The organism is Pseudomonas sp. FW305-28, assembly GCF_017351395.1.
In the GTDB taxonomy this organism is placed as follows: Bacteria; Pseudomonadota; Gammaproteobacteria; order Pseudomonadales; family Pseudomonadaceae; genus Aquipseudomonas; species Aquipseudomonas fluorescens_AA.
Genome location: NZ_JACNDD010000167.1, coordinates 1 through 13,674, shown reverse-complemented (window position 1 = coordinate 13,674; position 13,674 = coordinate 1). Strand labels below are relative to the sequence as shown.

At 61.8% G+C, this 13,674-nt stretch carries 14 protein-coding genes; 8 read left to right on the top strand and 6 right to left on the bottom strand.

What is annotated here, in order from left to right; all coding sequences use genetic code 11:
• Nucleotides 1-3: 3 nt before the first annotated feature.
• On the bottom strand, nt 4-2,538 hold the full coding sequence (locus J4E53_RS26535) for a CS1-pili formation C-terminal domain-containing protein (protein WP_060740834.1): 2,535 nt from the start codon (nt 2,536-2,538) through the stop codon (nt 4-6).
• A gap of 125 nt (nt 2,539-2,663) precedes the next feature.
• Nucleotides 2,664-3,149 (bottom strand): CS1 type fimbrial major subunit, encoded by a 486-nt coding sequence (locus J4E53_RS26530; RefSeq protein WP_060740833.1) that lies wholly within the window; start codon nt 3,147-3,149, stop codon nt 2,664-2,666.
• 422 nt (nt 3,150-3,571) lie between these two features.
• Here J4E53_RS26530 and J4E53_RS26525 point away from each other — a divergent pair, with 422 nt between their 5' ends.
• The 4 genes from J4E53_RS26525 to purT all read left to right on the top strand — a co-directional run bounded on the left by J4E53_RS26525 (nt 3,572) and on the right by purT (nt 6,912).
• The gene (locus tag J4E53_RS26525) at nt 3,572-4,153 is read left to right on the top strand and encodes a PadR family transcriptional regulator (protein ID WP_060740832.1); all 582 of its coding nucleotides are present in this window, start codon (nt 3,572-3,574) and stop codon (nt 4,151-4,153) included.
• Nucleotides 4,146-4,931 (top strand): siderophore-interacting protein, encoded by a 786-nt coding sequence (locus J4E53_RS26520; RefSeq protein WP_103308455.1) that lies wholly within the window; start codon nt 4,146-4,148, stop codon nt 4,929-4,931. Before J4E53_RS26525 ends, J4E53_RS26520 begins: the two co-directional genes overlap by 8 nt.
• 229 nt (nt 4,932-5,160) lie before the next feature.
• Nucleotides 5,161-5,628, top strand: a complete 468-nt coding sequence (locus J4E53_RS26515; RefSeq protein ID WP_060740830.1) for a preQ0 transporter — start codon at nt 5,161-5,163, stop codon at nt 5,626-5,628.
• Nucleotides 5,629-5,730: 102 nt separating this feature from the next.
• Complete coding sequence (gene purT, locus J4E53_RS26510) at nt 5,731-6,912, top strand: formate-dependent phosphoribosylglycinamide formyltransferase (RefSeq protein WP_103308456.1); 1,182 nt, start codon at nt 5,731-5,733, stop codon at nt 6,910-6,912.
• Between the two features lie 263 nt (nt 6,913-7,175).
• On the opposite strand, the gene J4E53_RS26505 is transcribed toward purT, so the two are convergent.
• The gene (locus J4E53_RS26505; RefSeq protein WP_103308457.1) at nt 7,176-9,590 is read right to left on the bottom strand and encodes a glucose/quinate/shikimate family membrane-bound PQQ-dependent dehydrogenase; all 2,415 of its coding nucleotides are present in this window, start codon (nt 9,588-9,590) and stop codon (nt 7,176-7,178) included.
• A gap of 497 nt (nt 9,591-10,087) precedes the next feature.
• Here J4E53_RS26505 and J4E53_RS26500 point away from each other — a divergent pair, with 497 nt between their 5' ends.
• A complete protein-coding gene (locus J4E53_RS26500) occupies nt 10,088-10,318 on the top strand; it encodes a VF530 family DNA-binding protein (protein WP_003205228.1) in 231 nt (76 codons plus the stop codon).
• 6 nt (nt 10,319-10,324) lie between these two features.
• A complete protein-coding gene (locus J4E53_RS26495; RefSeq protein WP_060740826.1) occupies nt 10,325-10,987 on the top strand; it encodes a Pr6Pr family membrane protein in 663 nt (220 codons plus the stop codon).
• Between the two features lie 118 nt (nt 10,988-11,105).
• Here the strand turns inward: J4E53_RS26495 and J4E53_RS26490 are convergent, their stop codons facing one another.
• The 3 genes from J4E53_RS26490 to J4E53_RS26480 are packed head-to-tail and all read right to left on the bottom strand — an operon-like array spanning nt 11,106 to nt 12,452.
• A complete protein-coding gene (locus J4E53_RS26490; protein WP_103308458.1) occupies nt 11,106-11,315 on the bottom strand; it encodes a DUF1289 domain-containing protein in 210 nt (69 codons plus the stop codon).
• Nucleotides 11,312-11,836, bottom strand: a complete 525-nt coding sequence (locus J4E53_RS26485; RefSeq protein ID WP_060740825.1) for a gamma carbonic anhydrase family protein — start codon at nt 11,834-11,836, stop codon at nt 11,312-11,314. Before J4E53_RS26485 ends, J4E53_RS26490 begins: the two co-directional genes overlap by 4 nt.
• A gap of 16 nt (nt 11,837-11,852) precedes the next feature.
• Nucleotides 11,853-12,452 carry a CoA pyrophosphatase gene (locus J4E53_RS26480; protein WP_103308459.1) on the bottom strand — a complete coding sequence of 200 codons (600 nt, stop codon included), beginning with the start codon at nt 12,450-12,452 and terminating at the stop codon, nt 11,853-11,855.
• A 146-nt stretch (nt 12,453-12,598) separates the two neighbouring features.
• Here J4E53_RS26480 and J4E53_RS26475 point away from each other — a divergent pair, with 146 nt between their 5' ends.
• Nucleotides 12,599-13,150 carry an NUDIX hydrolase gene (locus J4E53_RS26475; protein ID WP_060740823.1) on the top strand — a complete coding sequence of 184 codons (552 nt, stop codon included), beginning with the start codon at nt 12,599-12,601 and terminating at the stop codon, nt 13,148-13,150.
• 40 nt (nt 13,151-13,190) lie between these two features.
• The coding region (locus J4E53_RS26470) for a murein L,D-transpeptidase family protein (protein WP_207268219.1) at nt 13,191-13,674 on the top strand (484 nt) is incomplete at its 3' end.

Here is a 13,674-nt window from a genome sequence, read left to right as displayed (position 1 = left end):
AGCTCATGAACGCTGCTTCGCCGGGTCAGCCGCGGCCAACGTGCTATCGGCCAGGCTGTCCGGGGTGCAGCGCAGGTCGCCGATCATCAACACGTCGCCTTCCTCGCTGGCGGTTTCCGGGTCGAGGCGGAAGCGGCAGAACAACTCGTTGCCGTAGCGCACTTCCAGGGTCGGGGACGCGGCATTCATCTCCATGGAGAAGAACCCGTCCACCTCGCTGACGCCGCGGCTGGCGTGGTTGATCACGTGATGGCCCTTGAGCGGCTGGCCCTGTTCGTCCAGCAGGCGGCCGAGCACGGTCACGGTTTTCATCACGCTGACCTTGCGGTAGTCCACACCGCCCTTGTTCAGGTGATAGCGGGTGCGTGTGGGCTCGATGCTCGCCGCTGGCGGATGGACGCCCTCGAAGTCGAAGGTGACCATGCTGTTTTTATAAGCGGTGATCGGCACGAAGTTACGTCCCGGGTGCAACGTGGTGCTGCCGCCAGTCAGGTCGTCGGCGCGCAGGACGATGTTGTCCAGGTCGGTCTCAACGTCGACGATCATCCCTGCGCCGCGACCTTGCGGCACCCCGGTGAAGGTGGCTTTCTGGCCGCCCACGGCGACCGTGCTGCTGAGGTTCAGGCCGCCAGTAAGGTTGTCGTTGTAGGACGAGCGCTGGATGAAACCATCGCCGTAGAGCGAGTCGGTACTGAAGCTGGCGAGGCCGGACAGGCCCACGCCATAGGTATCGGCCAGCGCCGTGGCGGAAACGCTTTGCAACACGTGGTCCTGGAGGTCGCGACGATAGGTCAGCGAGGCATTGTTGTCCCGGTCGCCCTCGCGGGAGGTGCGGGTGCCAATGCTGCCCGACCAGTATTCGCCCGGGCCGCCCAAGGCCACGCTGAGGCTCAGGTCCACGCCGCGATTACGCCGGTCGTTGGTGCTCGAAGAGCCAGGACGGTCGAACACCGACAACCGCCAGTTGGCATCGCTGCCACGCAGCTTGCCGCGCTGGGTCCAGCCCAGGTCCAGGCCCGTGCCCTGGACATTGCCTTCGCTGTAGGCCAGCCGCCCGTTGATGGAGGTCTTGTTGCTCAAGCGATGATTGACCGACAGCGACGAGTTGCTGGTGTGGCCGACGTACACGTCGCGCTGGCGGATACGGGTGCCATCCGGCAGGGTCTCGTAGGTGTTGCGGGTATCCAGCCAGCTGCGGTTGTGGCTGGCCACGACGCTGCCACTGCCATAGCTGTACATGCCCTGCAAGTCCATGCCATTGCCGTACTGTTCGGTCTGGTAGACATTGGCGTACAGGCTGGTACTGCTGGCCAGCGTCCAGTCCACCGAAGTGCCCACTTGCAGTTTGTCCTGCACCTGGCGCATGGAGCCCCCCAGGATCACCCGTGGGTGCAGCAGGTAATTGACGCCGAGGCCCGCCGTGGTGAAACCCGAGGGCTGGTCGTCCCAGTTGCTCCACAACCGGGTTTCGCGCCCGGCGAACAGGTTGTAGCGCCAGCGATCTTCCGTGCTGCTCCAATTGCTGGGTTTGTAGACCAGTTCCTGGCTGGTGGCGGTGGTTTGCCCGTCCTCGATCAGTCGAACTTCCACCTCGTAGATACCGCCAGGCAATGGCCGGGTGTCCAGGCTCTGCAAGCCGGCGCTGACGGCCTGGGTGTTGATCAACAGGCCGCTGCGATAAATCTCCACCGACGCCTGGCGGCTGGCGGTGACATAAATGGGGTAGACACTGGGCTTGGGATTGTCGACGACCAGGCTGTCGGAACTGCCGAACATAACCCCCAGCGCAGTGTCCGGGTTGGCGCCGAACGAACGGATCTGACGGTTCAGGCCATCGGAGCTGGGCGTGAAATAACCCAGGCGGAAAAATTGTCCTTCCAACTCTCGTTGGGTATAGAGCTCGTGGACGGCGTGGTAAATCTTGTCGTCCGGCCCGCCAAGACGCGAGAGCTGAAGGTCCAGGGACTGGCTCCAGTTGCCCACGCTGGAACTGGCGTTGAGGCCATAGCGCCCCCCCGTGTCCTGTTCCTGGCCACCATTGAGATTGAGTTGGTTATTGAAGATAAGACCGAAGCTGCCCTCTTTGGGCTGGTCGTAAAAACGCCGGGGCTCGGTCGAGCGCTCGACATCTTGGGTCAGGATCGACACCAATGAATTCTCGAGACTGTAATGCACGGCCAGCAACCCCGCCGAACAATTGGTTTCACAGGCGCCGAGCGTGATGCCCTGCTTGAGGCGTTGTTCCCATTGCTCGCGTTCGACAGCCTTGATCGAACTCTCCTGGGTTTCGGTGAACTCGAGCAGGGTAATACGATCATCTCGCGTCAAGACCACCATGGCCTCACCGAGATACTGTTGATTGAGTTCAATACGAACCGCGAGCGGCACATCGAAGAAGTGGGCTTCAAACTCCGCCGGTAACCCCTTGGCCTGGGACAGCAGGCTCGTGGGTGTCGTACCGGGTGCAGTTGGCGCGGCCAATGCATTGGCGCACAACAATAGCGCGAGCGCACCTGCGATGGGTGTCATCGAAAACATCAACGGGACTCTCATTATCAGCGAGCTATCAAGGCATTCCAGGTACAGGCCTGCCGGCTGGGGAGCGCCGGCAGGCCTGTCGCGCGGCCCGGGAAGAGGTGGAACTCACCGGGCGGCAGAGGGCATTACGGGCGCGGCACGGCGTCGAAGATGACGGTCATGTCAGCGGTGTATACGCCGTTCTGAGTAGCCAGAGGCTTGGCCGGGCTAATGGTCATCTCAGCCTGGGTGCCCGGTGTGGAGGTCGCGTCGTCCACCACTTCCTGGGGGATGGCGGTCAGGGTGACACCGTTGAAAGCGGTGGTCAGGGCGATGGCATCGCTGCCGTTGAACAGCGAAGCCGGGCCGTTTTCGATGTAGGCGTTGACCGAACCTTCGGTGTTCTTCACGTCGTAGGTCTGACGCAGCGACGTCAGGGTGCCGCTGACGGTGTTGTAGTTCATGGTTTCATTCTTACCCCAGTTCGGGTCACGTGGCTGCACGTGGAACTGCTGGGTCGGAATGTTCGCCGTGATGTGGATGGAGGAACGCGCATCATCCAGAGCGAACGCCAGCGAAGAACTCAGGGCCGCGGCGGTCAGGGAAGCTGCGGTTACGATTTTCATGAGCATTGTTAACACCTGTTCATAGCAATAAAGAGGGAAGGGCTGAAGTTGCAGGCCAAATACAGCTTGGCGTGCCCCTTTCAACGCCGGTGCATGATCGTCGCTCTTTAATTAAAAATAAGCAGGAAAGTTCGCATAGGCTTGTAGTAAAGCGAACATACAACACAGAGAAAAATACGCAATTTTCGATAAAACGTAACTTTTAATGTAAGAGCATTCCCACATTCCCACTAGTTACGGTTAATACTTCCTGATACCCATCCAGTTTCGTCCCGCAAACTTAAGGGATTCAGGTAAGGTCATACTTCACCTCTTGTAGGACACAACTAAGATATATCTTCATTTCAAGATGTATCTATATAAGCGAAGATATATCTGAAGTCAAAGATATATCTCGGTTCTATTTATGCGCAACAGAGAGCAAACACATGACAGTCCTTTATTCCCCTTCCTCTCATGAACAGGGTCGTCAGGATGGCTTCGAACGACGCCCGTCCGGTCGCGATCGCGGCAGTCGCGGCCCACGGGTTTTCGCCGCTGGCGACTTGAAATTGCTGTTGCTGGCCCTGATTGCCGAGAAACCTTGCCACGGCTACGAGCTGATCCGGCAGATCGAGTCCATGTTCGACGGTGCCTACAGCCCCAGCCCCGGCGTGATCTACCCGACCCTGACCCACCTTGAAATGGGTAAGATGATCAGCGGCGACGCCGAGGGTGGAAAAAAATGTTACAGCGCGACCGATGCCGGACGTCTATTCCTTCAAGACCAGGCCGAAGCGCTGGACGGCGTGCGGATGCGCATCGAAACCAGCAAGCGCACCCTGCGTGACCAGGATCGGCCTGCCGAGATCCACGAAGCGGTGGGTCACCTGCGTGATGCGCTACAGATGCATCAAGGCCGCTGGAGCCCGGAAGAAATCCTGCGGGTAAGCGGCCTGCTCAACGACACCGTCAAAGCCATCGTCGACGGCCCTGCCCGTCCCTCAGTTTCGGAGTCAAGCAATGACTGAACACGATCCAAACACCGTTCACCGCGTCAGCCACGAGATCAAGCGTCGCCGCCTGCAAGTGTTGCGGGTGGTGGACCTGACCCCACGCATGCGCCGCATCACCCTCGGCGGGCCGGAACTGGCCGGGTTCGCCAGCCTGGGCACGGATGACCATGTGAAATTGCTGTTCCCGCAGAACGCCGAGGAACAGGCCGCCCTGGATAACTTCAACCCCAGCGCGGGCAAGGCCCAGGGCCCGATGCCCGAGATGCGCGACTACACGCCACGGCGCTATGACCTGGACACCTTGGAGCTGGACATCGATTTCGTGCTCCACGGCGACGGCCCGGCCTCGACCTGGGCGGCCCAGGCCGCCCCCGGGCAATACCTGAACATCGCCGGGCCCCGGGGCTCGATGATCGTGCCGGACATCTTTGACAGCTACCTGCTGGTCGGCGACGAAACCGCCCTGCCCGCCATCGCCCGCCGCCTCGAAGGCCTGGCGCCGAACCGAAGGGCCCTGGTGGTGGTTGAAGTGGAAAACGGCGCCGAACAGCAGATCCTCCAGAGCCCGGCGCAGGTCCAGGTGATCTGGGTATTGCGCGAAGGCCGCCAGGACAACCTGCTGCGAACCGTGCAACAGCTGGAAATGCCCGGCGGCAAGCTGTACGCCTGGGTCGCGACCGAGAGCAAGGTGTCGCGGCAGATTCGCAAGGTGTTGCTGGAGGAGAAAGGGTTGGATCAGGATTTGGTCAAGGCCGTAGGGTATTGGAAGGCGGAGGGTAGTGAGGAAGATTGAGAGACTGGCGGCGGCTGAACTACCCTGTCCACTGGACACACAGCCCCCTGTGGCGAGGGAGCTTGCTCCCGCTGGGGCGCGAAGCGGCCCCAAAACCTGACAACCCGGTGTATCAGGAAAATTGAGTTGGCTGCATTGGGGCTGCTGCGCAGCCCAGCGGGAGCAAGCTCCCTCGCCACGGGGATATCGCTGTTCTTAATGATTCACAAGACATTTCACCAGGTATCCCATGCTCTTCCTCCTCGCCTATATCGCCAGCGTCGTGCTGATCAACTTCGCGTTTTCCGCCGCGCCGCACCTGGACATCATCTGGTCGGCCTGGGGCGGGCTGGTGTTCATCCTGCGGGACATGGTGCAGACGCGTTTCGGTCATGGCGCCATCGTGGCGATGCTGGTGGCGCTGGTGTTGTCCTACGTCACTTCGGACCCGACCATCGCCCTGGCCAGCGCCACGGCATTCGCCGTGTCCGAGTGCATCGACTGGCTGGTGTTCACGATTACCAAGCGCCCGCTCCATGATCGGCTGTGGATCAGTTCGGCCCTGAGCATTCCCCTCGACACCTTCATTTTCTTCGGCCTGATCGATGCCCTGACGCCAGGCGTGGTGATCACCGCCCTGGCCTCGAAATTCGCCGGGGTCACGGTCGTCTGGCTGATCATGGCCTGGCGTTTGCGCAAGCAAACCGTCGCCACCTGAAGCCAAACCCCGCTGTTCATGTAAAATGCCGCGCTTTCTCCCCATGGGAAGCTCGCCCGGCGCGCGCCCCCCGATGATCCGCTCCTGTTTGAGGACCTTCAGATGACCCGTATCGGAACCCCATTGTCGCCCACCGCGACCCGCGTTTTGTTGTGTGGCAGCGGTGAGCTGGGCAAGGAAGTGGTAATCGAGCTGCAGCGCCTGGGCGTCGAGGTGATTGCCGTGGATCGCTACGCCAACGCGCCGGCCATGCAAGTGGCCCACCGCAGCCATGTGATCAACATGCTCGACGGCGCCGCCCTGCGTGCGGTGATCGAGGCCGAGAAACCGCACTTCATCGTGCCGGAAATCGAAGCCATCGCCACCGCCACCCTGGTGGAACTGGAAGCCGAAGGCTTCACCGTGATCCCCACCGCCCGCGCCGCGCAGTTGACCATGAACCGTGAAGGCATCCGGCGCCTGGCCGCCGAAGAGCTGGGCCTGCCGACGTCGCCGTATTTCTTCGCCGACACCGTCGAAGACTACCGCAAGGCTGTGGAAACCCTGGGCTTCCCCTGCGTGGTCAAGCCGGTGATGAGTTCCTCGGGCAAGGGCCAGAGCCTGTTGCGCAGCACCGATGACGTGCAGAAAGCCTGGGACTACGCCCAGGAAGGCGGCCGTGCCGGCAAGGGCCGGGTGATCATCGAAGGCTTTATCGATTTCGACTATGAAATCACCCTGCTCACTGTGCGTCATGTCGGCGGTACCACCTTCTGCGCGCCCGTCGGCCACCGTCAGGAAAAAGGCGACTATCAGGAATCCTGGCAGCCCCAGGCCATGAGCCCGGTGGCCCTGGCCGAATCCGAGCGCGTGGCCAAGGCCGTGACCGAGGCCCTGGGTGGTCGTGGCCTGTTTGGCGTCGAGCTGTTCATCAAGGGCGACCAGGTGTGGTTCAGCGAAGTCTCGCCACGCCCGCATGACACGGGTCTGGTGACGCTGATTTCCCAGGACCTGTCGCAGTTCGCCTTGCACGCCCGCGCCATTCTCGGCCTGCCAATCCCGCTGATCCGCCAGTTCGGCCCCTCGGCGTCGTCGGTGATCCTGGTGGAAGGCCAATCGACCCAGACCGCGTTCGCCAACCTGGGCGTGGCCCTGAGCGAACCGGACACCGCCCTGCGCCTGTTCGGCAAACCGGAAGTCAACGGCCAGCGCCGCCTGGGCGTGGCCCTGGCCCGCGACGAATCCATCGAAGCGGCCCGTGCCAAGGCGACCCGTGCCTCGCAAGCGGTGAAGATCGAACTGTAAGGCTTGCAGGAACAAGGCCTATGGGTGCAAGCCTGTGGGAGCAAAGCTTGCTCGCGATACAGGCGACTCGGTTTCAAAGACCGTGTTGTGTTCATCGCGGGCAAGCCTTGCTCCCACAGACCTTGCTCCCCACAGCAAGCTTTGCTCCCTACAGGCTGAACTACTCCCACAAGCTTTGCCACACCAAGCCTTTCTACATTGCTGGATAAATAAAAAGGCGACACCCGCAAGGGTGTCGCCTTTTTCATGGGCGCCGGTTTTGCTTAATCCGGCAGCTTGTAGGCAATCACATAATCACCCTGCTTGGTCCCCAGGGAGCCATGACCACCCGCAACGACCAGCACGTATTGCTTGCCGTCCTTGCCGGTGTAGGTCATCGGCGTGGTCTGGGCGCCGGCGGGCAGGCGGCCTTCCCACAGCTGCTTGCCGTTTTTCACGTCATAGGCTCGCAGGTACTGGTCCAGCGTACCGCTGAGGAATGCCAGGCCGCTGCCAGTGGTAAACGTACCCCCCAGGCTCGGAACCCCCATGCTCAACGGGATCGGGACCGGCGAGCTGTCGCGCACGGTGCCGTTCTTGTGTTTCCACAGGGTCTTGTTGTTGGTCAGGTCCACCGCCGCGACATAACCCCACGCCGGCGCCTGGCAAGGCAGGCCCATCGGCGAGAGCAGCGCTTCGAGGATCACGCCATACGGCGCGCCTTTGTTCGGCTGCACGCCTTCGGTTTCGCTCTTGCGACCCGGACCACCGGCCACTTCCGCCGCTGGCACCAACTTCGACTTGAACGCCATGTAGCTCGGGTTGACGAAGGCGATCTGGCGCACCGGGTCCACCGAAATGCCGCCCCAGTCGAATACGCCGAAGTTGCCCGGGTAGACGATCGAGCCTTGCAGCGACGGCGGGGTGAACATGCCGTCATAGCGCAGCGACTTGAAGTCGATCCGGCACAACATCTGGTCGAACGGGGTCACGCCCCACATGTCGCGTTCCTTGAGGACCGGCGGCACGAAGTTCAGGTCGGACATCGGTTGGGTCGGCGAGGTGTGGTCGCCCTCCACGGCGCCTTGCGGCACCGGAATTTCCTTGATCGGCACAATCGGCTGGCCATTGCTGCGGTCCAGCACGTAGATGCTGCCCTGCTTGGTCGACGCCAGGACGGCGGGTTTCACGCCATCGGCGGTCTTCATGTCCATCAGCGTCGGTTGACCACCGACGTCCATGTCCCACAGGTCGTGGTGGGTGAACTGGAAGTACCAGCGCACCTTGCCGGTGGCGATGTCCAGGGCGGTCAGGCCGGCGGCGTATTTTTCCGATTCCGGGGTACGCATGCCACCGAACTGGTCGGGGGTCTGGTTGCCCATCGGCAGGTAGAGCATGCCGAGTTTTTCATCGACGCTGAACATGGACCACATGTTCGGCGAGTTGCGGGTGTAGGTCTGGCCTTCGGCAATCGGCGTGGTGTCGTCCGGGTTGCCGCTGTCCCAGTTCCACACCAACTTGCCGGTGTGTACGTCGTAGGCGCGGATCACACCACTCGGCTCGTCGGTGGAGACGTTGTCGGTGACGTGGCCGCCAATCACCACCAGGTTCTGGGTGACCGCCGGTGGCGAGGTGGAGTAGTAACCGCCGGCCGTGAAGCCGCCGATGTTGGCGGTGAGGTCGACCTGGCCTTTGTCGCCGAAGTCTTCACACATCTTGCCAGTGTCGGCGTTGAGGGCAATCAGGCGCGTGTCGGCGGTCGGCAGGAAGATCCGCCGCGGGCACACGGTGCTGGCCGGCGTGGTGCTGGCGCTGCCGGTGGGACTCTGCTCGGCGGAAGCGTAAGCAGCGTCATCGTGGTAGGTCACGCCACGGCAGGTCATGTGGGCCCAACCCTTGAAGTTTTCCGCTTTTTGCGTGGAAAGCTTCGGATCGAAACGCCAGATTTCCTTGCCGGTTTCAGGCTCCAGGGCAATCACCTGGCTGTGAGGCGTGCACACGTAGAGCATGCCGTTGACCTTCAGCGGAGTGTTTTCGGCGGTGGTTTCACCCGGATCGTTCGGCCCTGGCAGGTCGCCAGTGCGGTAGGTCCAGGCTTCTTTCAGCTTGCTGACGTTCTCGGGGGTGATCTGCGCCAGCGGCGAATAGCGGTCGCCGTGGGCGCTGCGGCCATAGGAGTTCCAGTCGCCGTCCGGCATGGCCGGAGCGGTGTTGGTCATGCCCGGCACGGCGTCACGGTCCAATTGACCTTTGATTTCACCCGGGTTGGTGAACTGGCTGGCGAGCGCCGCGACACCGGCGATGACCACGGCGGCGCCCAGTGCGCGGGTACCCGTGGCCGAGGCGTCGGCGGTCAACAGCGGACGGCGGAACCACGGCAGCAACATGACGATGCCCAGGGCAAACAGCATCGCCAGGCGCGGCACCAGTTGCCACCAGTCCAGGCCCACTTCCCACAGCGCCCACACGGTGCTGGCGAACAGCACCAACGCGTACAGGCCGAGGGCCGCGCGACGGGCCATGATCAGCAGCACGCCGGTCAGCGCCAGGCCGATACCGGCCAGCAGGTAATACCACGAGCCGCCCAGCGTGCTCAGCTTGACTCCCCCGGCCAGCAGGGCCAGGCCCATCAATAGAAGCAGAATGCCGAGCAGGCTCGGTAGCAGACGGCTTCGACTCAAAGCACCCTCAGTGCTCATAGTGTGATTCTCCGTGATGTTTTAAGGAGGCCCGCGCAAGTAGTCACTGTAGATGACGATCTTGAGGGGGCATGGTTCAGTTGAAAAAGGCAAATTGGCTGCCGCGATCCCTGTGGGAGCGAGCTTGCTCGCGATGGCGGCGTGTCAGTCAGCTTCAATGTCGAATGTGCAATCGTTATCGCGAGCAAGCTCGCTCCCACAGGAATTCACCAAGACAGCGCTGTCTTTCAGGGTCAGGACATCGGGCATTCATCAGATCTTTCAGCAGGAATGAGCTGGACGCAGAGGCTTCGGCACAACAGAAGAAGCGTTTCAGCAGGCGGCGCAAGGATAATGTCCTGTTCTCGATAGAGAAAGGGCTTTTGTTGACATGGATCATCTCGGATTTGGTAACAGTGCGCCTGGCCCGGGAGCCCCCCGATGAAGGCTATGCTTCCACCACAAGGGCACCTCGGCTAAGGTGCGCGGCTTTACCCTTTTTTGCGCGAAGGCCTCCCATGACCGAACCCAACAACAACCCGCTGCACGGCGTGACGCTGGAGCAGATCCTCAACGCCCTCGTGCAGCACTACGAATGGTCGGGCCTGGCTGAACGCATCGATATCCGCTGCTTCAAAAGTGACCCCAGCATCAAGTCGAGCCTGACCTTCTTGCGCAAGACCCCGTGGGCGCGGGAGAAAGTCGAGCGCTTGTACATCAAGTTGATGCGCACCAAACGGCCGGTCTGAGCCGCCGTGGAGATTGATAGAGGTCCTCGCCTCACCCTGCGCCAGCGCTTCGTGTCGGTCACCGCGCTGCTGGCCTGGGCGGGGTTGAGCATCCAGCTGTATCTGATCCTGCTGGGTCGCTGGGAACTGGGGGCGAGCCTGCTAGGCGGGTTGGTGAGTTTCTTCAGTTTCTTCACGGTGCTGACCAACCTGTGGGTGGCGGTGGTCCTGACCTGGGAGCTGACCCCTCGCCCAGCCCCGGCCCGCCGCTGGTTCCTGCAGCCCAGCGTACGCAGCGGCGTTGCCGTGAGCATCGCCCTGGTCAGCCTGGCCTACAACCTGCTGCTGCGCCACCTCTGGCAACCCGAAGGCTGGCAGTTCGTGGCCGACGAACTACTGCATGACGTGGTGCCCTTGCTCTACATCGCCTATTGGTGGCGCTGGGTGCCCAAAGGCAGCTTGCGCCTGGGCCACATCGGGTTGTGGATGATCTATCCCCTGGTCTATTTCGCCTATGTCCTGCTGCGGGGGGATTTACTGGCGGCCTACCCCTACCCTTTCATCGACGTGGCGAGCCTGGGTTATCCACAGGTGTTCATCAATGCCGGGGGGATACTGGCGGGATTTGTCGGGATTGCACTGACGGTGCTGGGGTTGGATCGGTGGACGGGATTCAAGCAAACACCATGAACCCCTGTGGGAGCGAGCTTGCTCGCGATAGCGGTGGTCAGCGCGAGACTCTGTTGAATGTGCCTCCGTCATCGCGAGCAAGCTCGCTCCCACAGGGGGTTGTGTTCCATCTCCGACATCACCGCCTGGCCGGCAACATCCACACCAACCCACTGGCCTTGGCCCGTTCATGACACAACACCAGGACCCCGCGGCGTTCGTCGTTGTCCATCCGGCTCCACCGGGTGATTTCCGCCACGGTGCGCTGGCAGCCGGTGCAGATGTCGTCATCGTCCAGCGCGCAGATGTTCACGCAGGGCGAAGGCACCGGGCGTTCAGGGGCGCTCATGGTTCCTGCTCGGCCAGGTCGCGGGCGTAGCGCTGGGAGTTGTGCACATAGTGCGCCGCGCTGGCCACGAGCATGTTCTTCTGGGCTTCGGTCAATTCACGCACCACCTTGCCGGGCGAGCCCATCACCAGTGAGCCGTCGGGAATTTCCTTGTTTTCGCCGATCAGCGCATTGGCGCCGATGATGCAGTGCTTGCCGATCTTCGCGCCGTTGAGGATCACTGCGTTGATGCCGATGAGGCTGTAGTCGCCCACCGTACAGCCATGGAGCATGGCGTTGTGGCCGATGGTCACGCCGGTGCCGATGGTCAGTGGATAACCCATGTCGGTGTGCATCACCGTGCCGTCCTGCACGTTGCTGTCCTTGCCGATCAGGATCAGCTCGTTGTCGCCGCGCAGCACGGCGTTGAACCAGACATTGGCGCCCTCTTCGAGGCGGACCTTGCCCACCAGCGTGGCGTTGGGTGCGACCCAGCTCTGTGGGTGGGTTTCGACACGGGCATCGCCCAGGCGGTATTTCATGGGAATCCTCGGGGCATCAGGTATTGATGAAACTCTTTGGCGGGGTGTGCAGGTCGATCTCGGCGTCGTACAGCAGGTTGACCAGCTCGACGATCATGATCGCCGTCAGCCCCCAGATCTTGTACTCGCCAAACCGATAGCTGGGCACGTACCAACTGCGCCCCTGGTAATCGATCCGGTGCGTGTGTTCGCGCGGATCCTTGCGGAAAAACTCCAGCGGCACGCTGAATACCGCCGCGATCTCGGCATCGTTGGCCTGGTATTCGACGTAGTCTGGAATCACCCCGACATAGGGCGTGACCCTGATGCCATGCAGCGAGATCAACGGGCTGAGGGGGCCGATCACTTCCACCAGGCCGGGCGGCAGGCCGATTTCTTCTTCGGCTTCGCGCAGGGCGGTGAAGATCAGGTCCGGGTCTTCCGGGTCGCGACGCCCACCGGGGAACGCCACTTCACCGCCATGGGTCGAGAGCCCACTGGCGCGCAGGGTCAGTACCAGCTCCGGTTCATCACTGCGGGTGATCGGCACCAGCACCGCGGCTTCAGGAAAACGTCGGTCGGCCTGCAGATCGTGCGGGGTATGGTTGCTTACTCGATGCAGTAGCTCGTCCAGCATGAGACTTCTCGATTTATTCGCTACCTTGCATCATGCACCAATCATTCAAGCGGCCCAACCCCCGCACCGCGTCGTGTCGCGAAACGACAACTTGCCGACACCGGCCCGCGCACGCCAAGATAGGCGCAGCATTCAGGAACCCAAGCATGAAATTCTGCAGCCAGTGCGGTAACCCGGTGACCCAGCGCATACCCGAAGGCGACTCGCGCCTGCGCTTCGTTTGCGACACCTGCCACACCATCCACTACCAGAACCCCAACATCGTGGCCGGTTGCGTACCGACCTGGGGTAGCAAAGTCCTGTTGTGCCGGCGTGCCATCGAGCCGCGGCGCGGTTACTGGACCCTGCCGGCAGGTTTCATGGAGAACGGCGAGACCATCGAACAGGCCGCCGTGCGCGAAACCGCCGAAGAGGCTTGCGCCCGGGTGCGAAACTTGAGCATCTATACGCTGATTGACGTACCGCATATCAGCCAGGTACATGTATTCTTCCGCGCCGAACTGGTGGACGAGGACTTCGCCGCCGGGCCCGAGAGCCTGGAAGTGAAGTTGTTCGAAGAAGCGGAGATTCCCTGGGACGAGCTGGCTTTCCGTACGGTGGGCCGCACCCTGGAGTATTTCTATGCCGACCGCCGGGCCGAGGATTACCCGGTGCGATCCGAATCGATCCCGCCGCTGGCTCAGCCGGCCAACACCTGAAAACCCATACAGTCGAAACACCTCTAGGGATATCGTTTCAATGCGCTGGTTGCTTGTCCTGTTCTGCTTGTCGTTCACCGCTGTGTCCCAGGCCGCCGCGGTGGGAACCTACAACGGCAAGGTCATCGAAAAAGTGTTGGTGCTCAAGTCCGCTCATCAATTGCAATTGATCAACGACGGCAAGCCGCTCAAGACCTATCGCATCTCCCTGGGCAAGGGCGCCAAGAAAGGCCCCAAGCTGATCGAGGGCGACAAGCGCACCCCCGAAGGTTTTTATTGGCTGGACTGGCGCAAGACCAGTGACCGGTTCTACCTGTCGATGCACATTTCCTACCCCAACATCAGCGACGCCGCCCGCGCCCGCCGTGAAGGCGTGGAGCCGGGGGGCATGATCATGATCCACGGCACGCCTGATTCGGAGGAAAACCCTGAACAGCTGTTCCATACGCTGGACTGGACCGATGGCTGCATCGCCATGCGCAACGTGGACATGCGCGAAGTCTGGAACCTGGTGCCGGATGGCA